Consider the following 21,400-nt stretch of genomic DNA (forward strand, 5'->3'; position numbering starts at 1 on the left):
CAGGCGAGGAATATCCGTTCCTCGCCCTATCTTTGTGGCAACAGGTGGGTCGCGACTCCCCAATTCAACAAATTAAAACCAGAGGCGGTCGCATCAAGCATTGCGTAGCCGCAATTGCGATGACCGTATCTGCGGAGGTCCTCCTGCGGGTCAGCCCCTTTAAGCCACCAAATCAGTGCCTGCAGAGCATGGCCGTGCGTAACAACACCAAGCGTTTGATTTTGTCCTTCGACAGCCAGATCGGACAGACAAGCCATCAGGCGCCAGGCAACCTCATAAGCATTCTCCCCTCCCGGAGCCGACGCCTCTGCCTTACCGGCAAAGAGGCACTGCGTCGCTTCAGGATAATCGCGCATGGCCTGCGCATAAGATAATCCTTCCAGTCGGCCAAAATCTTGCTCCTGCAAACGCTTATCCATTTGCACAGTGCAGCCACATCTCTCAGCCAACGTCTCCGCTGTCGTAAAAGCCCGGCCAGCCGGTGAACTGATCAACAAAGTGACCGATAACATTTGCAAGCGAGCGCCAAGCCCAGCGATTTGACGTCGCCCCTCTTCTGTCAGCGGACTGTCACTTCGCCCCTGAATAATCCCCGAGCGGTTCCATTCTGACTCCGCATGCCTCAATACAATGAAACGCATGGTTTTTTCTCGACGATAAAAGCCTAAATATAGACAGGAAAAACACATCCTTCCGTACAGGTAAACGCCGGGTAGTGTACGGGCACAACTCAGGCTATGCTGAGCCCTCGACGCGAGACACGGAGGCGCACATGCATCACCCAGACGTTTACATCGGCAGCATCCAACCCTATGAAGGCGGGCGCCCCAGCGCCATCGCCAAACGCCAAGTGGATGGCGCCATCCGGCTCACGCAGCTCGGGCTGGAAGGCGACGAACAGGCCGAAAAAAGCTACCACGGCGGGCCGGACCGCGCGCTGTGTCACTACCCGCGCGAGCATTATGCCCACTGGCGCGAGCAGTTTCCGGCGCAGGCCGAGCAATTTTGCGCCCCGGCCTTCGGCGAGAACATCTCCACCGAAGGGCTGACCGAACACAATGTGTTTATGGGCGACATCTTCCGCTGGGGCGAGGCGCTGATCCAGGTCACCCAGCCGCGCTCGCCGTGCTTCAAGCTCAATTATCACTTCGCCATCGAGGACATTTCGGTGCTGATGCAGCAAAGCGGCCGCTGCGGCTGGCTGTATCGGGTGGTGTCGCCGGGCGCGGTCAGCGGCGATCGTCCGCTGGCGCTGGCGGCGCGCAACAGCGACGTGTCGGTGGCCGAAGCCATCGCCATCGCCTGGCACATGCCTTTCGACGCGGAACAGTATCGCCGCCTGTTGGCGGTGGCCGGCCTCTCCGCCAGCTGGAGCAAGACCATGCTCACGCGGCTCGCCGAAGGGCGCCTCGAGGACTTCAATCGCCGCCTGCTCGGCCGTTGAACGCGCGGGCGGAAAAGATGAAAAACGTGCGCCGGATGCCGCGCTAAACATTTTCTTCCGCCTATACTGTAGCCGCACGTTTTTTCAGCCAGGAGCCAGGTATATGACTACCCCGACCCATTCGATTCATCACGCCGCCGCCGAAGGCTATCAGGCCAATGCCGATCGCTATGTGAAAGGCCGGCCGGATTACCCGCCGGAAATCGCCGACTGGCTGCGTGACGTCATCGGCCTGCACGCCGGCATGACGGTCATCGATCTCGGCGCCGGTACCGGCAAGTTCACCCCGCGCCTGCTGGAAACCGGCGCGCAGGTGATCGCCGTCGAACCGGTGCCGCAAATGCTGGAAAAACTGTCGGCGGCACTGCCGCAGGTGAAAACGCTGGCGGGCACCGCCGACGCGATCCCGCTACCGGACGAGTCGGTGGATGCGGTGGTGTGCGCCCAGTCCTTCCACTGGTTCGCCACGCCGCAGGCGCTGGCGGAAATCCAGCGCATTCTCAAGCCCGGCGGCAAACTCGGCCTGGTGTGGAACATGCGCGATGCGCGCGTCGGCTGGGTGCGTAAACTGAATCAGATCGTCGATAGCCACGAAGGCGATGCGCCGCGTTTCTATACCGGCGAATGGCGCAAGTTCTTCCCGTTCAAAGGCTTTGAACCGCTGCAGGAGCAGGTGTTTATGCTGGGCCACCGGGGCGCAGTGGAGGACGTGATCTACAACCGCGTGCGTTCAACCAGCTTTATCGCCGCGCTGCCGCAGCCGCAACAGGAGCAGGTTATCGATCAATTGCGCCAACTGGTGGCGGAAGAAGAGGAGCTGCAGGGCCAGGACACGGTCACCGTGCCCTATCAGACCAAGGCGTATTTCACCACCAAGGTCTGACGCCCGGGGTTCAGAACGCTTTCTTGGCGTAGCCGGTGACCGCTTTCAGGCCCATCTCGCGGCCCAGCGCGGTCATCGGGTGCACCACGATCAGCCCGCGCGCGCTTTTCTTCAGCGCGCCCATATCGGCCTGCTCTTTCTTGGTGATCTCGCGGCTGAACGGCAGCTTGCTCAGCTTCTGCGCTTCGGCGCTCAGCTTCTCGCCGCGCACGTTTTTCAGGCGCTCGATCTCCGTCGCCAGCTTCTCTTTCTCTTTGGTGTGCTGCGCGATCAACTCAGGGTTGCCCTGTTGGATCACGGTGGCGTCTTTGTGGTTCAAGGCGTCCAGCAGGTCGCTCAGGCGCTTGATCTCTGCCTTTTCTTTCTCTTTCATGGTCTCTGGCCCGTTGTGCCCAAAATGGCACGCTAATCAATGATACCGGCATTGTAGCAAAAGGCGCGCGCCGTTACCCGTCCTGCGCAATGCCGGGCGGCAGGCCGCTCATCTCGCAGGCTTTGGCGCCCAGCCGGGCCAGCGCCTGGGTGTAGCGCGCGTTGAACGGGTAGCAGCAGGAGAGCCGCAGCGCGTTGCGGTAACGCCCGCTGGGCGAATACAGGGTGCCCGGCGTCAAACAGATCTGCTCCTCCAGCAGCTGATGGAACAGCGCCACGCTGTCCACGCCGGGAGGGAATTCGACCCAGAACACGAAGCCGCCCGCCGGCTGCGTGGCCAGCGTGCCGCGCGGGAAATGCCGGGCAATCAGCGCCCGCGCCTCGTCGACCTGCGCCGCATAGCGCTTGCGCAGGTTGCGCAAATGGTGATCGTAGCCGCCGCTCTCCAGGAAGGTCGCCAGCGTTTCCGACAGCAGCTGTGACTCGGACATCGACGACACCGCCTTCAGCTTGCGCAACGCCTCATGGAAACGGCCGCCGCAGATCCAGCCGACGCGAAAATCCGGCGCCAGCGTTTTGGTAAAGCTGGAGCAAAACAGCACCCAGCCGTCGCGATCGAACGCCTTCACCGCCGGTGACAGCGCGCCGCCGAACTGGATCTCGGCATACAGCCCATCTTCAATCAACGGCACCTGATGATCGTTCATCAGCCGCGCCAGCCGTTTTTTCGCCGCCAGCGGCATGGTGCAACCCAGCGGGTTTTGCACCGTCGGCATGGCGATCACCGCATTCAGCCGCTTCTCGTTCAATAGCAGTTCCAGCGCATCCAGCGACAGCCCCAGCTGCGGATCGGTAGGGATTTCCAGCGCTTTCAGCCCCAGGCTGGCCAGCAGCGGCAGCAGGTAAAAGTAGGTCGGCGACTCCAGCCCGACGCAGTCGCCCGGTTGGGTGGTGACGCGCAGCGCCAGCTGCAGCGCTTCCATGCAGCCGTGGGTCAGCACCACGTCGCCCGGCTCCAGCAGCATGCCGAGCGTCATTGAGCGGCGGGCGATCTGCTGACGCAGCCGCAGGCTGCCGGGCGGCAACGGATACTGCCCGATCAGATCCGGCTGGCGGCGCAGCTGAGAGGACAGCATGCGCCCCAACTTGCCGCCGGGATAAAAGTCGCTGGTCTGCGGGCAAGCCAACGCAATGTTGGTGAAGGCCGGGTTTTGCTGGGCGGCAAACACGGTGTCGATCAACGCCAGCACGTCGTCCGCCGGCGGTTCGATACGGCCGCTGGGCGCCGAGGCCATCTTCAGCGCCGGCAGCGTGCTGCGGACATAAAACCCCGACTGCGGCCGCGCTTCAATCAGCCCGCGATCCTCCAGCGTGCGGTAAGCCGACACCACGGTATTGATGCTGACGCGATGGGTTTGCGCACAGCGCCGCACCGAAGGCAAGCGGTCGCCGGGCTGCAGCGTGCCGCGGCGAATGGCTTCGGCCAGCGTATCCGCCAGCTGCAGGTAACGGGTATCCGGGGTTTCATCGAGCAGGGTCACAGTTTCTCTCCAGGCAATGGGTACAGTTTACATTTTGCACAACTGTAACCATGACAATAGCCGATTTGTGATTCTGTCACCATCCCATCGCAGCGATTATGCTGATCCTCTCGTTATCACCGTCATTTTCAAGGAACCTGCCATGCTGGACTCCGCCTTTGTCAGCTACGTCACCGTCATGTCGATCACCCCCGGCCCCAACAACCTGCTGCTGGCCTCGTCGGGCGTCAACTTCGGCCTGCGCCGCACCCTGCCGATGCTGTTCGGCATCTGCGTCGGTTGTGCAGTACAGCTGGCGATCATTATCCCGCTGCTGGCGCTGGCGCTGAGCTGGGCCGGCGTCATCCGCTTCCCGCTGGCGGTGATCGGCTGCGCCTACCTGCTGTGGCTGTCATGGAAACTGTTTCAGGCGGCCTCGCCGGACGCCAAAGAGCAGGCGCAGCCGATGAGCCTGCTCAACGGCGCGCTGTTTCAGGCGGTCAACCCCAAGGCCTGGCTGATGGTGATCAACGTGGCGATCCTGTTCACCCCGCGCGAAGGCGCCACCTTTGTCCATACGCTGTCGGTCATCGCCGGTTTCGCGCTGCTGAACTTGCCTTGCGTGCTGCTGTGGGCGGTGCTGGGCGATCGGTTGCGCAACGCGCTGCGGGTCACCTGGAAGCTGCGGGTGTTCAACGGCGCGATGTCCGGACTGATGGCCGCCACCGCGCTGTGGTTGTTGTTCGACGAGTGGCGCGCGGCCTTTGCCTAGCCGCGGCCGAGAGGAGAGAGCCGGGAGGGTTGTTTGGCGCCGATGCCGGCGATCAGATCGGTAATGGACAACACCATGGTGGAGCGCACCATCTGCTGATAGCGCTGGCGCTGCATGGCGATCAGCGCTTCATCCGCCTCGCCCGGCTGCAGGAAAGTCGGCACCGGCGGCAGCGCGGCCACGCAGTGCAGCTCGCCGAACGGCCCAAGTATTTCGTCGTCGACGAAGCGGTATTCCGATCCGTCGTGGTTCAGCTCTTCGCGCATCGCCATCAGCAGTTCGGCGTCTTCATATTCGTGGCGGGAGATCACCCCCAGCCCGTACATCAGCTTGAGGCGCACCGACAGCTCCCCCAGCGGGCCGCTGCCGGACAATAGCGGTTCGACGGCATATTTCACCGCATAGTCGTCCTTGCGGAATACCTGCACCACCAGCACGTTGAGCGCTTCCGCCAGCAGCTCTACCGCCGCGATCAGGAAGCTGCGCACCGTTTTGCCCGCGTTCAGCTTTTCCAGAACCTGGTTTTCAAATGCCTGTGCTTCTTCCATCGTCGCTTTTCGAAAGGCGTGGGGAGGGCCGTCGATGCCGAACTCGGGTTCCAGGAGCGCAGCAAGCTGCGCTCGGGTGTTCATCATCACGATTCTACTTGTGCATGGCGTTATACACAGCAACGGCCTGTTCTACAACCTCGCTTTCCGCCGGCAGGCCGGAAATTTGCGCCAGCGCGGCTTTCGGCCCGAGCGTGTTCAGCAATTCCGCCAACTCCAGCGCCTGCGGATCCTGTTCGCTGCGGTAACTCATGGCGGCGGCGATGCCCTGGATCAGGTTGGCATGCGGCAGGCCGTATTCCAGCGTGCCCAGCAGCGGTTTGATCAGACGATCGCCGGCGCTCAGTTTGCGCAGCGGCTGGCGCCCCACGCGCTCGACATCATCGTGCAGATACGGGTTTTCGAAGCGGCCGAGAATTTTGTTGATGTAGGCGGCGTGCTTGTCGGCGTCGAAGCCGTAACGCTTGATCAGCACCGCGCCGCTCTCTTCCATCGCCCCTTTCACCACGCGGCGGATCGCCGGGTCGAGAATGGCGTCGCGAATGGTTTGCAGCCCGGCCCGTTGGCCGAGGTAGGCGGTGATGGCATGGCCGGTGTTGAGGGTGAACAGCTTGCGCTCGACGAAGGCCATCAGGTTATCGGTCAGCTCCATGCCGGCGATCGCCGGAGGCTGGCCTTTAAACTGCGTCTGATCGACGATCCATTCGCTGAAGGTTTCCACCGTCACTTCCAGCGGATCGCTGCTGTCCGCCGGCGGCACGATGCGGTCGACCGCCGAATCGACGAAGCCGACGTGCTGCTCAACCCATGCCTGCTCGTCCTGCGGCAGCGCGGCAAACACGTGCTGCTTCAGCTGGCTGGTGCCGCGCACCATGTTCTCACAGGCGATGATGTTCAGCGGCTGCACATTGCCCTGCTGATGGCGCAGCACCAGCCCTTTGGCGATCGTGCCGGCGATTTTGGCGAGAATTTGCGGGCCAACGGCGGTGGTCACCAGATCCGCCTCGGCGATCAGCGCCACCGCGGCTTCGCTGCCGCTGTTGACGGCGCTGACGTTGTTGACGCTCTCTACGCGCTCTTGCTCGCCCACCACATGCACCTGGTAGCTTTTACGGCTGTTCAGCAGATCCAGCACCGTTTGATTGACGTCGGCGAAGGTCAGCTCAACCCCGGCGTCCGCCAGCAGCTTGCCGATAAAACCGCGGCCGATGTTCCCTGCGCCAAAATGTAATGCTTTCATAACTCTACCTTCTTAATGTCGAAGGGTGCAGCAAGCTGCACCCTTTAAAATGATTCTGTTATCCGGCTTTTTTGCCGCCGAGCAGGTCCAGCACTTCCTGAACGCTGGTGGTATTCGCCAGCCGCTCGATCACGCTCTCGTCATCCAGCGCGTTGGTCAGGCTGGTGATCACCTGGATATGTTCGTTGTTGCGCGCGGCAATGCCGATCACCAGACGGGCCACTTCATCCTCTTCATCGCCGAAGCGCACGCCCTGCGGGTATTGGCAGAACACCACGCCGGTACGCAGCACCCGGTCTTTGGCCTCGATGGTGCCGTGCGGCACGGCGATCGATTCGCCCAGGTAGGTGGAGGTGAGCTTTTCTCGCTCCAGCATTGCCGGCACGTATTCCGGCTCAACGTAGCCGCCCTTCACCAGCTGCTCACCGGCGAAGCGGATCGCCTGCTCTTTGTCGCTGGCCTGCAGGTTGAGGAACACGTTGCTCTCGCTTAGCTTGAACAGCCCCTGTTCGCCGGCCTCTGCAGCCGCGTGCGCGCCGCTCTGCGGGGCCGCTGCGGCAGCGGTGTTCACCGCCAGCAAACGCTCGACCAGATCGCCATACAGCTTGCTGTCGAGGAAGTTAGTCAGCGAAATGTGCTGGGCCTGCGGCGCATGGCGCATCGCGCGCTCGGTCAGATCGCGGTGGGTGATCACCAGATCCACATCGTCCGGCAGGCTGTTGATGGCGCTGTTGGTCACCGAGATGTTCTTCAGCCCGGCGTCGGCCACTTTCTTGCGCAGCACCCCGGCGCCCATGGCGCTGGAGCCCATGCCCGCATCGCAGGCGACGATGATTTTGCGCACGGTGCTCAGATCGCCATCGACCGCCGCCGGCGCGGCCGCGCCGCCCTTGGACTGCGATTTCATCTCTTGCACGCGGCGGGTCGCGGCTTCCAGATCGTCATCCTCTTTCACCTTGGAGGTTTTCAGCAGGAAAGCGGACACCACGAAGGAGACGGCAAAGGCTGCGCACACCGCCGCAATGTTGGCGAAGTAGGCGCCTTTCGGGGTCATCGCCAGCACCGCCAGAATCGACCCAGGGGAGGCCGGAGACACCAGGCCACCGTTCAGCAGCGTCAGGGTGAAGACGCCGGTCATGCCGCCCAGGATCACCGCCAGCAGCAGACGCGGGTTCATCAGCACGTACGGGAAGTAGATTTCGTGGATGCCGCCCAGGAAGTGAATGATCGCCGCACCGCCGGCGGATTGCTTGGCGCTGCCGCGGCCGAAGAACATGTAGGCCATCAGCACGCCCATGCCCGGGCCTGGGTTGGCTTCAATCAGGAAGAACACCGATTTGCCGGCTTCCGTCGCCTGCTGGATGCCCAGCGGCGAGAAGATGCCGTGGTTGATGGCGTTGTTCAGGAACAGGATTTTCGCCGGTTCAACGAAGATGGACGCCAATGGCAGCAGGTTGTTCGTCACCATCACGTGCACGCCCGCCGCCAGCAGCTTGGAAAGCACCTCCACCAGCGGCCCGATGCCCAGGAAGGCCAGGATCGCCAACAGCATGCCGATGATGCCGGCGGAGAAGTTGTTCACCAGCATTTCAAAGCCGCTTTTGATCTTGCCGTCCACCCAGCGGTCGAAGTGCTTGATGGCCCAGCCGCCCAGCGGACCGGCGATCATCGCGCCGAGGAACATCGGCATGTCGGCGCCGACGATGACGCCCATGGTGGTGATGGCGCCGACCACGCCGCCGCGATCGCCGCCCACCAGCCGCCCGCCGGTATAACCGATCAGCAGCGGCAGCAGGTAGGTGATCATCGGGCCGACCAGCTTGGCTAAGGTCTCATTCGGCAGCCAGCCGGTTGGAATGAATAGCGCGGTGATAATCCCCCAGGCGATAAAGGCGCCGATGTTGGGCATCACCATGTTGCTCAGGAAGCGGCCAAAGTTTTGCACTTTAACCTTGATGTCTGGTGAAAACATAAAACACACCCCTATTGTTACGCGCTGACAATAGAGCGCGTGATTATTGTTGTGACGATCCAGCCGTGTTGCCGCTGTATGCGAAACGGACTCTATCACGCTGTTTTTGTCACGCGAACTTCACGAATTTTTTGTGATACAAGTCACACACAACACCCCAACAACCCCTCATTTATGGTGATAAAGATCACATTTATGGCGTGTAAAAAAAGCACAGTGAGAAAAAAACCGCCCAAAAACCGACAATAAAGTGATTAATGTCACATTTTTAACTTGGTTGTTTGTTTTTAAATTGTGATAAATATCACAATTTATTTTTCGCTGCAGCGCCCGAACGCGACGCTCTGTTTGATCTTCCCTGTGAGCACTCATCCCGCCGGGAACTAGCGAAGTGATGAATGAAAGAAAACTACATTGCCGAATGAATGGATTAATTGAAGTGTAGTACAGAAGCCTGCGTAATAAACCAGCAAGCTATTGGAAACGCTGAGGGGAAATAAAACAGGCCGGCAATGCCGGCCTGTAGATCGTCGTAGGCGCGTTATTGCGTCACGCTTTGAATGGCTTTCTGCGCATTCACCAGGTTCTGCTGTTTGGCCACCAGATTCGACATCATGGTGTTGTACTGCGCCACCTGCTGCGCGGTGCGGAACTGCACGCCGTTGTTGTTGAAGCTGACCTGATTGCCCTGGCTCTGCAGGAAATCGCCAACCTGCACCAGATCCTGCACAAAACTGGCGGTGGTCGGGATTGCCGGCATCAGGGCGTTGGCCGGCGCGGTGACGATTTTGTCATAGGCCTGGTTATACACCGCCTTCAGATCGTCGGGCTGTTTCAGCGCCGTGCGGGCGGTATCCGCCTGCGACTTGGCGGACTGGATCTGCTGGCCCAGCAGGTTCAACGCCCCGACCGATTGCTGCAGCGCATCGCGTTTGTTCAGATAGTCCTGTGCGGTGCGGATCTGGTTAATCTGATCCAGCGCTGGCGTCAGGCTGGCGCCGACCGACTTGGACAGCTGCTGTGAAAAGCCGACCAAAATCGCGTAATCGCCGGCATAGTTGCCGAACTTCTGCTTCTGGTCTTCGCTCAGCGTGGGGATGTTCGCCCCGCTGCGCATCACGGTATTCTGTAAGTAATCAATGAATGCTTTGCGCTGTTCCGGCTCTTTATCGCCGCAGGCGGTCAATTGCATGACCACCAACAATGCCAATACCGGTGCCAACCAACGCGCGAAACCTCTGCTCTGGATCCCTACCGCCATGTGACATAACTCCTGTTATAAACCTGCTTTTTCATTGGACTCCGCCCCTTTTTCCGCACTCCGTGCGCCTATAAGAATAGATCAACTGGCGGCGTTCCGATACGCGATTCCGTTTGCGGTGAACATTGTCTCGGCCGGAGGCGGTTGAACATCGTGCGCAAAACGCACTGAGGTTCATTGCCGTCGGCGACCGGATGCTTCAATTTCCCCAAGTCGCCCCCCAAGTCGCCCCCCAAGTCGCCCCCCAAGTCGCCCCCCAAGTCGCCAGGCGACCTTGCCTTCGCACCCAGGAAACGGAAATAAAAAAGGCGCCCGCAGGCGCCTTTTCACAGCACAGAGCCGTTTACTGCAGTACGGAGATATCCGCCACCTGCAGGAACAGTTCACGCAGTTTGCTCAGCAGCGTCAGACGATTCACGCGCACTTCCGCATCGTCCGCCATTACCATCACGTTGTCGAAGAACGCATCCACCGGCTCACGCAGCGCAGCCAGTTCCACCAGCGCTTCCTGGTAATTGCCCGCCGCGAAGTACGGCTGCAGCTTGTCGCGCAGCACCACCAGGTGGGTCGCCAACTGGATCTCCGCCGCGTCCTTCAGCACCGAGGCGCGCACGCTGTCGTTCAGCGTTTCGGTAGATTTGGCCAGGATATTGGAGACGCGTTTGTTGGCCGCAGCCAAGGCCGCCGCTTCATCCAGCGTGCGGAAGTGGGATACCGCCTTGACGCGTGCGTCAAAGTCGGCCGGCTTGGTCGGACGGCGCGCCAGCACCGCCTGAATGGTATCGACTGCGTGGCCTTCTTCCTGATACCAGGCGCGGAAGCGACCCAGCATGAATTCCACCACCTCATCGACCACTTTGGCGTTGGTCAGCTTGCTGCCGTACAGGCGCACGGCCTCTTCGGTCAGGGTCTGCAGATCCAGCGGCAGGTTTTTCTCGACGATGATGCGCAGCACGCCCAGCGCGGCGCGGCGCAGCGCGAACGGGTCTTTATCGCCTTTCGGATGCTGCCCGATGCCGAAAATGCCGGCCAGGGTGTCCATCTTGTCGGCGATCGCCAGGGAACAGGCCACCAGCGACTGCGGCAGCGCATCGCCGGCGTAGCGCGGCTGATACTGCTCGTTCAGCGCAACGGCGACGTCTTCCGCCTCACCGTCGTGGCGCGCATAGTGCATGCCCATCACGCCCTGGGTGTCGGTGAATTCGAACACCATGTTGGTCATCAGGTCGCACTTCGACAGCAGGCCCGCGCGGGTGGCGTGGTTGACGTCGGCGCCGATCTGGCCGGCAACCCAGCCCGCCAGCGCCTGAATGCGATCGGTTTTGTCGCGCAGGGTGCCCAGCTGCTGTTGGAACAGCACGGTTTCCAGGCGCGGCAGGTTGTCTTCCAGACGTTTCTTGCGATCGGTGTTGAAGAAGAACTCGGCATCGGCCAGGCGCGGACGCACCACCTTCTCGTTACCGGAAATGATCTGCTGCGGGTCTTTCGACTCGATATTGGCCACAAAGATAAAGTTCGGCAGCAATTTGCCCGCGGCGTCATACACCGGGAAATACTTCTGATCGCCCTTCATGGTGTACACCAGCGCTTCCGCCGGCACCGCCAGGAATTTCTCTTCGAATTTGGCGGTCAGCACCACCGGCCATTCCACCAGCGAGGCCACTTCTTCCAGCAGGCTGTCGCTCAGATCGGCCTTGCCGCCAATCTTCTGCGCCGCCAGTTCGGCGTCGCGTTTGATGAGGGCTTTACGCGCTTCGTAGTCGGCGACCACTTTGCCGCGCTCCAGCAGGATCTGCGGGTATTGGTCGGCGTTATCGAGGGTGAACTCGGCTTCGCCCATGAAGCGGTGGCCACGCACGGTGCGCGCGGATTCGATGCCCAGCACGGTGCCCGGGATCAGATCGGCGCCCAGCAGCATCGTAACGGTGTGCACCGGACGCACGAACTGCACGTCGGAGTCGCCCCAACGCATCAGTTTCGGGATCGGCAGTTTAGCCAGCGCGGTGCTGACCATGCCGGCCAGCAGTTGTTGCGCCGACTGGCCTTTGACGTGGGCGCGGTACATCAACCACTCGCCCTTGTCAGTCACCAGGCGTTCAGCCTGATCGACGGTGATGCCGCAGCCGCGCGCCCAGCCTTCGGCCGCTTTGCTCGGTTTGCCTTCGGCGTCGAACGCCTGGGCGATCGCCGGGCCGCGTTTTTCAATTTCGCGATCGGCCTGCGCCGCGCTCAGGTTAGCCACTTTCAGCGCCAGGCGGCGCGGTGCGGCGAACCAGCTCACTTCACCGTGTTCCAGGCCGGCGTTGTCCAGCTCGGCGGTGAAGTTGGCGGCGAATGATTCCGCCAGGGAACGAAGAGCCTTCGGCGGCAGCTCTTCCGTGCCGATTTCCACCAGGAAAGTCTGTTGAGTCATGGCTGCCTCTTAGTTCTCGTTCTTCTTGTTGCACATCGGGAAGCCCAGCGCTTCGCGGGAAGCGTAGTAGGCTTCGGCAACGGCTTTGGTCAGCGTGCGGATGCGCAGAATGTAGCGTTGGCGCTCGGTCACCGAAATCGCCTTGCGCGCGTCCAGCAGGTTGAAGGTATGGCCCGCCTTCAGGATGCGTTCGTAGGCCGGCAGCGGCAGCGGTTTTTCCAGCGCCAGCAGCGATTGGGCTTCTTTCTCGTACTGCTCGAAGCAGGAGAACAGGAAGTCGACGTCGGCGTATTCGAAGTTGTAGGTGGACTGCTCCACTTCATTCTGATGGAACACGTCGCCGTAGGTGGTGACGCCCAGCGGGCCGTTGCTCCACACCAGATCGTACACGCTGTCCACGCCCTGGATGTACATCGCCAGACGCTCCAGACCGTAGGTGATCTCGCCGGTCACCGGCTTGCACTCCAGGCCGCCGACCTGCTGGAAGTAAGTGAACTGCGTCACTTCCATGCCGTTCAGCCACACTTCCCAACCCAGGCCCCAGGCGCCGAGCGTCGGGTTTTCCCAGTTGTCTTCCACGAAGCGAATGTCGTGGATGGTCGGATCCAGACCCAGCTCTTTCAACGAGCCCAGGTAGAGTTCCTGAATGTTGTCCGGCGATGGCTTAATCACCACCTGGAACTGGTAGTAGTGCTGCAGACGGTTCGGGTTTTCGCCGTAGCGGCCGTCGGTCGGGCGGCGAGATGGCTGCACATAGGCGGCGGCCATCGGCTCCGGCCCCAGTGCGCGCAGGCACGTCATCGGGTGTGAGGTTCCCGCGCCGACTTCCATGTCCAATGGTTGAACGATGGTGCAGCCCTGGCGCGCCCAATAATCCTGCAGTGTCAGGATCAGGCCCTGGAAGGTCTTGGTATCAAACTTTTGCATGTTGAATTCGCACGCGATACAAGTGGATTTAGATGGAATGAGCCAGTATACCCGTTGACCGTAAGATATACAGCCAGAATCCGGCAACAAGTGCGAATCGGGGCGAGAAACGCTGGATTTTCGCGCGCGGCGCGCGCAGGACAGGGCGCCGGTTAGCCGGCTAATTTCACCGGCGACGAACGGGGCGAAAATACGGCCCGCCAAAAACATTAGAATAACTTAACAAAAAACGAGGCTAATCGTTGCTTAAATCGTCACTTATTCGCCCGCAGCTCCTGTTCTCACCAACCCTATTTACGCAGATTGAAATGCACACATGCTTATATTTGCCACAGGGCAAAGTTACGCCAATGTTATTTTTGTTAATTTTATCAACTAAAAAACTCGCCTCACCGGCAGATAATGTGACTAACCGCCAAATTATTTCTTATATCGTGAAAAATAAGGAGAGATCACGCGATGGGCCGCTGCAGCGACTCGAGGAGAAACAAGCGGATATGTAATACGCCAACAATGAGCCACATAAACCCATTGACAGTTAATCTTTGGTTATACAATAATAATTAAAATTTTCCCTGGTGTTGGCCAAGTGGCTACCTGATCCTTTCATAGGATCAGTTTTTTTTTGTATTTCCGTCAGCATCATGACGGCCCGCATAATTAATTCCCGTCCGCTTCCTCTTAATTAGCTTCCCTTATAAGAACGTATCGCTTACGCAATGCCATTTAGCGCGCCTTTGGCAAACGCGCTCTGCAGGCACCCCATTCAAAAACGCGCGCTGACGCCGACGTTATACATAAACTGCTCGCCGCTGCTCAGGCCGCCGGTTTGCGAGACGGTGGCGAAGGCCGACACCCTGTCCGTCAACGGCATGTTGGCCCCGAGCGTGACATCCACCCAGTTTTTGTCCTGACCCGCACTGTCACGAGTAAATGAGGTTTGCGTCGATTTCAGGCCGCCGCCGGCGCGGTAGACGTCGTCGCCGAACTGATGCTGATAACTCACTTCCGCATAAGGGTTAAACACGCCAAATTGCGTATCCAGCCGCCAACCCAACGCACCGATCTGCGAGTGGTAGGTTTGATCGTTGAAGCGCATGGCGGTGCTGTCATCGCCGTCTTCGCTGTAACCGGAAACGCGGCTGTAATCCCAGGCGAACTGCGCCACCGGCCCGGTGGTCAGGTAAGAAGCGATCGGGAAGTCATAGCCGGCGGTCACGCGCGCCCCCCACTGCCTGCCGGTGGTCGAACCGGTTTCGGTGCGCGTCAGCGGCCCCAGCCGCATGCTGCGGCGGATGTCGTCATAATCCATCGTCGCATAGTGCAGATCGGCGTTGACCCAGCCGTGCTCGAATATCGCCAGTGAACTGAAAGCCGAGAGCAGCAGCCCGCGCGCCTTGTAATCAAAGCGGCTGGAAGGATGCTGATCGTCGTTGGAACCGGCGATCAACGCACCGATCAACCAGCTGTCGGTCAGCTGATAGTCCACGCCGACGGTCAGGTTGTGGGTGGTAGCGTTGCCGTCCCCCGCCGCCCGGTTATCGGCATAGTCGTAGTGCTGGCCGGCGTAACCGCCGAACACGCCCAGCGAACCCTGCGGGTTGTCGCCGTTGCGCAGCTGCTGGAAGCGGCTGTCGAGCGTGGCGCGGCTGTCACGCGCCATCGCCGCCGTCGCCTGATTCAGCGCCACCACCTGCGCCGGGCCATCCAACACCGCCTGGATATAATCCGCAATCAGCAGGTGCGCCTGTGGGCTGGGGTGGAAATGGTCGGAGAACAGATAGGACTGGCCGGCGTCGAAGCCGGGCATGTCGGAACGGCAAACCGCCGAGGAAACGCCCGGCGGGCAAGCCATGCCGGCGGTGTTGGCGAAGCCGAACTGCGCCGGATTGGCGATCGCTTCGGCGAACAGCTTGTTGACGTCCACCCGCACGATATTGCCGCTCCCCTGCGCCAGCAAACGGTCTTCGCTTTGATTATAGAAATCGGTCAGCTGAGCGGCCTGCGCGCTCAGGCCGTCATACGCCGCGATAAGCTGCGCGGCGATCGCCTGCTGCACCTGAGGAATGGCGCTGCCCTGCTTCGCCGCAGCGGCCAACGCTGCGTGGATCGCCTGCGTGCGTGAAGCGTTGTCCGGCGTCGCCACCGAATTAAGCGTGGCATAGGCCGCCTGGATCGCCGCCCCCTGCACCGGAGACAGCGCCTGTTGAATGATCAATTCCATCAGCTGCGGCGTGGAGCCGATGTTCGGCACCGTCGGCACGATCACCGTGCCGGCGCCGGCGTTCAGCAGCGAATGCACCTGCGCGGCCGCCGCGGCGGCGCTGTTATAGGCCACGCCGGGCGCGGTAGCGGCATTCAGCGCCGCCGCCGCCAGATCGTTGCCGCCGATCCAATGAATATACAAACCGTCGCCGTCGGCCTGGCCATTGACCCGGTTCAGATAGCGCTGCACCTGCTCCTGGGTGTTGTCGGCCGGGTTCAGGCCCGGCACCGCCACGGCGCCGCCGGCGGCGTAGTTCTCACCGCCGTTGTCCGAAGCCACCAGCGCCGCCCCGATGCGTTGCGCCAATGCTTCGTCGTACAGCAGGTGCTGGCTGCCGTCATAGGTGAACCGGCCGTTGTTGCCGGTATCGCTCAGGCTGTCGCCAAAGACGTAGAGTTGATCGTACGCCTGAGCCGGAAGGGTCACACTGCAAAGTAACGCCACTGCAAGCGCCGCCGGGCGGGGCATGCACGTTATTTTTAGAGGCATGAATCGACTCCTGAGAGCCTGCAAATGAAGGCCATGTCGTTTTTATCGTTGGTCAGTTTTCCACCGGCCATGTAGTAACTATTGTCGGCTTTTTCGTCACGTCAAGCGGGCTGATGACAAAACAATCAGAGACTTGCCAAGTTCGGCGCTTCGAGCGATGATTACTGTTCATAAACACAGCATAAGGACATTCAGGATGGCAGACGAACGTTGCGGTTGGGTGACGGCCGATCCGTTGTATCTCGAGTATCACGACAAGGAATGGGGCGCGCCCACCACCGACGCGCGCGAGCTGTTTGAAATGTTGTGCCTCGAGGGGCAGCAAGCCGGCCTTTCCTGGATCACCGTCCTGAAAAAGCGCGAGAACTACCGCCGCGCTTTCCACGGTTTCGATCCGCAGCGGGTCGCCGCCATGACCGAACAAGACGTGGAAAACCTGCTGCAGGACAGCGGCATCATCCGCCATCGCGGCAAGATAGAAGCCATCATCACCAACGCCAAGGCCTATCTGGCGATGGAGGCGGCCGGGGAGAATTTCGTTACCTTCATTTGGGACTTCGTCGGCGGCCGGCCGCAGCTCAACCGCTGGCAAGCGCTGAACCAGGTGCCGGCCAAAACCGAGCAGTCCGACGCCATGTCCAAGGCGCTGAAAAAGCGCGGCTTCAAGTTTATCGGCTCCACCATCTGTTACGCCTTCATGCAGGCCAGCGGGCTGGTGAACGATCATCTCACGGGGTGCATGTGTTACCCAAAGCCACGGTGATCCGCCCCTGTGGCCCGGAGGATATCGAACGGCTGATGGCGCTGTGGCTGCCCAGCACCATCGCCGCCCATCCGTTCGTGGCGGAAAAATACTGGCGTGAGAGCGCCGCGCTGGTGCGGGAAAACTACCTGCCGCGCGCGCAAAGCTGGGCCTGCTGGCACGAAGGCGAGATCGTCGGCTTTATCAGCGTGCTGGACGAGCAGTTCATCGGCGCGCTGTTTGTCGATCGGGCGTTTCACGGCCGCGGCGTCGCCCAGGCGCTGATGACGCACGTGCAACAGCGCTACCGCCGACTCAGTCTGGAGGTGTACCAACAGAACCTGCGCGCCTGCGCGTTCTACCACAAGCACGGCTTTCAGATAACGCAGCGCCTGTTCAATGATGAAACCCAGGCCTATACGCTGATCATGAACTGGCCGGCAGTCGAAAACTCAACCGGTTACGCTTAAAAAAGGCGCATCCGCACCCCGGATGCGCACAATTAGGAATCCGCTGCATGGCGCCGCCCGGCGTTTTGCCGCATAACTCCCCCAGCACTTACCCGCGCTCATCATTTGTCACGTTTTTCTCCGGAACTGCCGGCGAAAGCGCGCGTCATAGGTAGCGCGGCGATGCGGGCTCCCTGCGTCACCCACTTTTTTGCGTCCCCGTTTTGGGCCGGCGCGTACAGATTCTGATGCCATTAAGGACAAGAACATGAAAAAACGCATTGCAATTATTGCCGGCGCCGTGAGCCTTACGCTCGCGCTGTCGGCCTGTACCACCAACCCTTACACCGGTGAATCCGAAGCCGGCAAATCCGGCATCGGCGCAGGCCTCGGCGCCGCACTGGGCGCCGGCGTCGGCGTGCTGTCCTCTTCCAAGAAAGATCGCGGCAAGGGTGCGCTGATCGGCGCAGCGGCCGGTGCAGCCCTCGGCGGCGGCGTAGGCTATTACATGGACGTGCAGGAAGCCAAACTGCGCGACAAGATGAAAGGCACCGGCGTCAGCGTCACCCGTCAGGGCGACAACATCGTGCTGAACATGCCGAACAACGTGACCTTCGACAGCAGCAGCGCCACGCTGAAACCGGCGGGCGCCAACACCCTGACCGGCGTCGCCATGGTGCTGAAAGAGTATCCGAAAACCGCGGTCAACGTGGTCGGCTACACCGACAGCACCGGTTCCCGCTCGCTCAACATGAACCTGTCGCAGCAGCGCGCCGACGGCGTAGCCAGCGCGCTGATCACCCAGGGCGTGGCGGCGAACCGTATCCGCACCACCGGCGCCGGCCCGGACAACCCGATCGCCTCCAACAGCACCGCGGAAGGCAAGGCGCAAAACCGCCGCGTCGAGATCACGCTCAGCCCGCTGCAGTAATCCCGTGCGGGGCGCCACCTGCGCCCCGCCGCCTCCCTGCGATTTTCTCCTTACCCTTCAACATTCCCGCCCGCACATCGGGTATGGTAGTCTCCTTGGCAATTAACCGCAGGAGGGATCGGCTGTGAGCACTGTCAAGGCAACGCGCGCATCGGGACGCGCCACCATCAGCGATGTGGCCAGCATCGCCAAAACCGGCAAGACCAGCGTGTCGCGCTATCTGAATGGTGAACAACACCTGCTTTCCGACGATCTCAAACAGCGCATCGAACAGGCGATCCAGCAGCTCGACTACCGGCCAAGCCAGATGGCACGCAGCCTGAAGGGCGGCCAGACCCGCCTGATCGGCCTGATCCTCGCCGATATCACCAACCCCTACTCGGTGGACGTGATGCGTGGCATCGAGGCCGCCTGCCGCCAGCACGGCTTTACCCTGCTGGTGTGTAACACCAACAACGAAGTCAATCAGGAGCAGCACTACCTGCAGCTGCTCAGCAGTTACCGGGTGGAAGGCATTGTGGTCAACGCGGTCGGCATGCGCGAGGAAGCGTTATCCACGCTGCAACAGTCGATGCTGCCGATGGTGTTGATCGACCGCAAAATCCCCGACTTCGCCTGCGACGTGGTGGGCCTGAACAACCGCGAAGCCGCCACCGTCGCCACCGAACACCTGTTGCAACAAGGTTTCGAAGCGATCCTGTTCCTCAGCGAGCCGCTCGGTACGGTCAATACCCGCCTGGAGCGCCTGCACGCCTTCAGGCATACCATGGCGCAGCACCCCGCGCTGTTGGCGGAGCAGGCCGAAACGCCGCTCAACGATCGGCAGAAACTGGAGCAGGTGCTGAGCGATTTCAGCGGCCGCCACCGCGGCATGCGCAAGGCGGTGATCTCCGCCAACGGCGCCCTGACGCTGCAGGTGGCGCGCGCCATGCGTCGGCTCGGCATCCAGTGGGGCAACGACATCGGCCTGCTGGGCTTTGACGAACTGGAGTGGGCGGAACTGGCGGGCGTCGGCATCACCACGCTGAAGCAGCCCACCTACCAAATGGGGCACGCGGCGCTGGAGCGGCTGGTGCAGCGCATTCAGGGCCTGGCCGCCCCCAGCGGCGAGCAGATGTTCTCCGGCGAGCTGATCGTCCGCGGCTCCACCACCCGCTAACCCGCCTTTTCCGGGGCGTTAACCGCCCCGCCCTCACCGGCTGTTTTTTGCTCAGCTTCGTGATTGCGATCATATTTTTACACTCTGCCGCTTTTCGCTGGAACCGGTTCCATTTAACGTACCGGTAACAGCAGCGGCGGCGACAATGCCGCCTCAGGAGTCAAAATGAAAACAGAAATCATCGTGGTCACCGGCGCCTACGGCACCGATACCGTCAAACAACACTGCGGCCAGCGCGCGCTGTTGCCCCTCATCGCCGGCGCTGGCGCCGACGGGGTGGAGATCCGCCGCGAACTGTTCGCCGCCGGCGAGCTGGACAGCCTGCCGGCGCTGGCGCAAGAGATCGATCGCCAGCAGCTGTTCTCCGTCTACTCCGCCCCTGAGGCGCTGTTCACCCCGCAACATACGCTGAACCCCAACCTGCCGGCGCTGCTGGCGGAAGCGCAGGCGCTGAACGCGCGCCAGCTGAAGCTGTCCCTCGGTCATTTCCGCCCCGGCTTCGATTTTACCGAGCTGAAAGTGGCGCTGGAGCAACACCCGGTCAAGCTGGTGGTCGAGAACGACCAAACGCCGGACTGCGGCATTTTGTCGATGCTGAACGCCTTTTTCCACGCCGCGGAAGATAGCCACCTGCCGGTCAGCATGACCTTCGATATGGCCAACTGGCTGTGGGTGGGGCAAGACGCCTTCGCCGCCGCCGAGCGCCTGGCCCGCCACGTCGGTTACGTGCACGTCAAAGCCGCCACCCAAGGCCCGCGCGGCTGGCGCGCCGTCGCGCTGGACGATACCGACGGCAGCTGGCGCGATCTGCTGGCCCGCCTGCCGCACGATGTGCCGCGCGGTATCGAATTCCCGTTGCAGGGCGATGACCTGGAGGCCGTCACCCGTCATTACGTCAATATTTTGCGTGCGGAGTAACCCCATGATGACAACGTTAACGGCAACGACGGCGCAGCAGACGCCCCTGGATGTGGTCACGCTGGGCGAAGCCATGGCGATGTTCGTGGCGGCGCAAACCGGCGACCTGGTGGAGGTGGAAACCTTCACCAAACGCATCGCCGGCGCCGAACTGAACGTGGCGATCGGCCTGGCGCGTCTGGGCATGAACGTCGGCTGGGTCAGCCGCGTCGGCAATGACTCGTTCGGCCGCTTCGCCCTGCAGCAGCTGAAAAAAGAAGGCATCAACTACCGGCAGGTGACGGTCGATGGCCACTACCCCACCGGTTTTCAGGTGAAATCCAAAACCACCGATGGTACCGATCCCAGCGTGGAATACTTCCGCAAGGGCTCGGCGGCCAGCCACCTGTCGATTGCCGATTTTAACCGCGAGTATTTCGGTTCCGCGCGTCACCTGCACCTGAGCGGCGTGGCGGCGGCGCTGTCCGGCGAATCGCTGGCGCTGTGCCACCATGCGGCGCGCGAGATGCGCGCCATGGGCAAAACCATTTCGTTCGACCCCAATCTGCGCCCGGTGCTGTGGCCCAGCCGCGAGGTGATGATCGAGCAGCTGAACCAGCTGGCGTTCGCCGCCGACTGGGTGCTGCCGGGGCTGAAAGAGGGGCAGATCCTCACCGGCCAATCGACGCCGGAAGGCATCGCCGATTTCTATCTGGAACGCGGCGTGCAGGCGGTGATCATCAAAACCGGCCCGGACGGCGCCTGGTTTAAAACCGCCGCCGGCGATAAGGCGGCGGTGGCCGCAGTCAAGGTCGACAACGTGGTGGATACCGTGGGGGCGGGTGATGGCTTTGCCGTCGGCACCCTCAGCGCCCTGCTGGAAGGCAAAACGCTGGTACAGGCGGTGCAGCGCGGCAACAAAATCGGTTCGCTGGCGATCCAGGCCATCGGCGACAGCGAAGGCCTGCCGACCCGCGCGGCGCTGGCCGAATAACAATAAAAAAACGACTTCTCCGCATGACGTCAGCCTCTGGCCCTACACCGGGACGCGTCGGGAGAGCATCTGCCCCTTCTTCTGGCATCCGGGCGAAGGGGATGCAACACCACTGAAGGAT

At 61.4% G+C, this 21,400-nt stretch carries 19 protein-coding genes; 9 read left to right on the forward strand and 10 right to left on the reverse strand.

Annotation, left to right across the window (positions count from 1 at the left end):
• Positions 1-26: 26 nt before the first annotated feature.
• Entirely contained in the window at positions 27-641 is a 615-nt protein-coding gene (locus ACJ8IJ_RS21105) for a histidine phosphatase family protein (protein ID WP_049240365.1), read from the reverse strand.
• A gap of 131 nt (positions 642-772) precedes the next feature.
• Here ACJ8IJ_RS21105 and yiiM point away from each other — a divergent pair, with 131 nt between their 5' ends.
• Both yiiM and ACJ8IJ_RS21115 read left to right on the forward strand, forming a co-directional pair.
• Complete coding sequence (gene yiiM, locus ACJ8IJ_RS21110) at positions 773-1,444, forward strand: 6-hydroxyaminopurine reductase (RefSeq protein ID WP_049187082.1); 672 nt, start codon at positions 773-775, stop codon at positions 1,442-1,444.
• 103 nt (positions 1,445-1,547) lie between these two features.
• Positions 1,548-2,327 (forward strand): class I SAM-dependent methyltransferase, encoded by a 780-nt coding sequence (locus tag ACJ8IJ_RS21115; RefSeq protein WP_154871866.1) that lies wholly within the window; start codon positions 1,548-1,550, stop codon positions 2,325-2,327.
• Positions 2,328-2,337: 10 nt separating this feature from the next.
• Here the strand turns inward: ACJ8IJ_RS21115 and ACJ8IJ_RS21120 are convergent, their stop codons facing one another.
• Together ACJ8IJ_RS21120 and ACJ8IJ_RS21125 are read right to left on the reverse strand one after the other, a co-directional pair.
• Entirely contained in the window at positions 2,338-2,700 is a 363-nt protein-coding gene (locus ACJ8IJ_RS21120; RefSeq protein WP_004933989.1) for a YibL family ribosome-associated protein, read from the reverse strand.
• Positions 2,701-2,773: 73 nt separating this feature from the next.
• Positions 2,774-4,240, reverse strand: coding sequence for an aminotransferase-like domain-containing protein (locus ACJ8IJ_RS21125; RefSeq protein WP_338910787.1), 1,467 nt, complete (start codon positions 4,238-4,240; stop codon positions 2,774-2,776).
• Between the two features lie 142 nt (positions 4,241-4,382).
• Between ACJ8IJ_RS21125 and ACJ8IJ_RS21130 the strand changes: the two genes are divergently transcribed.
• A complete protein-coding gene (locus ACJ8IJ_RS21130; protein WP_004933983.1) occupies positions 4,383-4,991 on the forward strand; it encodes a LysE family translocator in 609 nt (202 codons plus the stop codon).
• Here ACJ8IJ_RS21130 and ACJ8IJ_RS21135 read toward each other — a convergent pair.
• The 7 genes from ACJ8IJ_RS21135 to ACJ8IJ_RS21165 form a co-directional block, all read right to left on the reverse strand.
• On the reverse strand, positions 4,988-5,539 hold the full coding sequence (locus tag ACJ8IJ_RS21135) for an MltR family transcriptional regulator (RefSeq protein WP_016929575.1): 552 nt from the start codon (positions 5,537-5,539) through the stop codon (positions 4,988-4,990). The genes ACJ8IJ_RS21130 and ACJ8IJ_RS21135 overlap by 4 nt on opposite strands.
• Positions 5,540-5,633: 94 nt before the next feature.
• Positions 5,634-6,779, reverse strand: coding sequence for a mannitol-1-phosphate 5-dehydrogenase (locus ACJ8IJ_RS21140; protein ID WP_280631080.1), 1,146 nt, complete (start codon positions 6,777-6,779; stop codon positions 5,634-5,636).
• A 58-nt stretch (positions 6,780-6,837) separates the two neighbouring features.
• Positions 6,838-8,751 (reverse strand): PTS mannitol transporter subunit IICBA, encoded by a 1,914-nt coding sequence (locus tag ACJ8IJ_RS21145; RefSeq protein ID WP_286093690.1) that lies wholly within the window; start codon positions 8,749-8,751, stop codon positions 6,838-6,840.
• A gap of 541 nt (positions 8,752-9,292) precedes the next feature.
• Positions 9,293-10,012: a DUF3053 domain-containing protein gene (locus tag ACJ8IJ_RS21150; protein WP_015376162.1), complete on the reverse strand. Its 720-nt coding sequence runs from the start codon at positions 10,010-10,012 to the stop codon at positions 9,293-9,295.
• 343 nt (positions 10,013-10,355) lie between these two features.
• On the reverse strand, positions 10,356-12,425 hold the full coding sequence (glyS, locus tag ACJ8IJ_RS21155) for a glycine--tRNA ligase subunit beta (RefSeq protein WP_004933969.1): 2,070 nt from the start codon (positions 12,423-12,425) through the stop codon (positions 10,356-10,358).
• Positions 12,426-12,434: 9 nt separating this feature from the next.
• Complete coding sequence (glyQ, locus tag ACJ8IJ_RS21160) at positions 12,435-13,352, reverse strand: glycine--tRNA ligase subunit alpha (protein WP_004933966.1); 918 nt, start codon at positions 13,350-13,352, stop codon at positions 12,435-12,437.
• A gap of 766 nt (positions 13,353-14,118) precedes the next feature.
• On the reverse strand, positions 14,119-16,107 hold the full coding sequence (locus tag ACJ8IJ_RS21165) for an autotransporter outer membrane beta-barrel domain-containing protein (protein ID WP_015376161.1): 1,989 nt from the start codon (positions 16,105-16,107) through the stop codon (positions 14,119-14,121).
• A gap of 196 nt (positions 16,108-16,303) precedes the next feature.
• On the opposite strand from ACJ8IJ_RS21165, the gene ACJ8IJ_RS21170 reads away from it, so the two are divergent.
• From ACJ8IJ_RS21170 to ACJ8IJ_RS21195, 6 genes are all read left to right on the forward strand, one after another.
• Positions 16,304-16,870, forward strand: a complete 567-nt coding sequence (locus ACJ8IJ_RS21170) for a DNA-3-methyladenine glycosylase I (protein ID WP_004933960.1) — start codon at positions 16,304-16,306, stop codon at positions 16,868-16,870.
• Complete coding sequence (locus tag ACJ8IJ_RS21175) at positions 16,867-17,319, forward strand: N-acetyltransferase (RefSeq protein WP_015376160.1); 453 nt, start codon at positions 16,867-16,869, stop codon at positions 17,317-17,319. Before ACJ8IJ_RS21170 ends, ACJ8IJ_RS21175 begins: the two co-directional genes overlap by 4 nt.
• A gap of 247 nt (positions 17,320-17,566) precedes the next feature.
• Complete coding sequence (locus ACJ8IJ_RS21180; protein WP_004933954.1) at positions 17,567-18,229, forward strand: OmpA family lipoprotein; 663 nt, start codon at positions 17,567-17,569, stop codon at positions 18,227-18,229.
• 124 nt (positions 18,230-18,353) lie between these two features.
• Entirely contained in the window at positions 18,354-19,388 is a 1,035-nt protein-coding gene (locus tag ACJ8IJ_RS21185; RefSeq protein ID WP_004933951.1) for a LacI family DNA-binding transcriptional regulator, read from the forward strand.
• A gap of 165 nt (positions 19,389-19,553) precedes the next feature.
• The gene (locus ACJ8IJ_RS21190; protein ID WP_442518872.1) at positions 19,554-20,306 is read left to right on the forward strand and encodes a sugar phosphate isomerase/epimerase family protein; all 753 of its coding nucleotides are present in this window, start codon (positions 19,554-19,556) and stop codon (positions 20,304-20,306) included.
• A 7-nt stretch (positions 20,307-20,313) separates the two neighbouring features.
• Complete coding sequence (locus tag ACJ8IJ_RS21195; protein WP_197753767.1) at positions 20,314-21,279, forward strand: PfkB family carbohydrate kinase; 966 nt, start codon at positions 20,314-20,316, stop codon at positions 21,277-21,279.
• Positions 21,280-21,400 lie beyond the last annotated feature (121 nt).

Origin of the sequence: Serratia sp. CY40230, from assembly GCF_052168835.1 — a bacterium.
GTDB lineage: Bacteria > Pseudomonadota > Gammaproteobacteria > Enterobacterales > Enterobacteriaceae > Serratia > Serratia nematodiphila.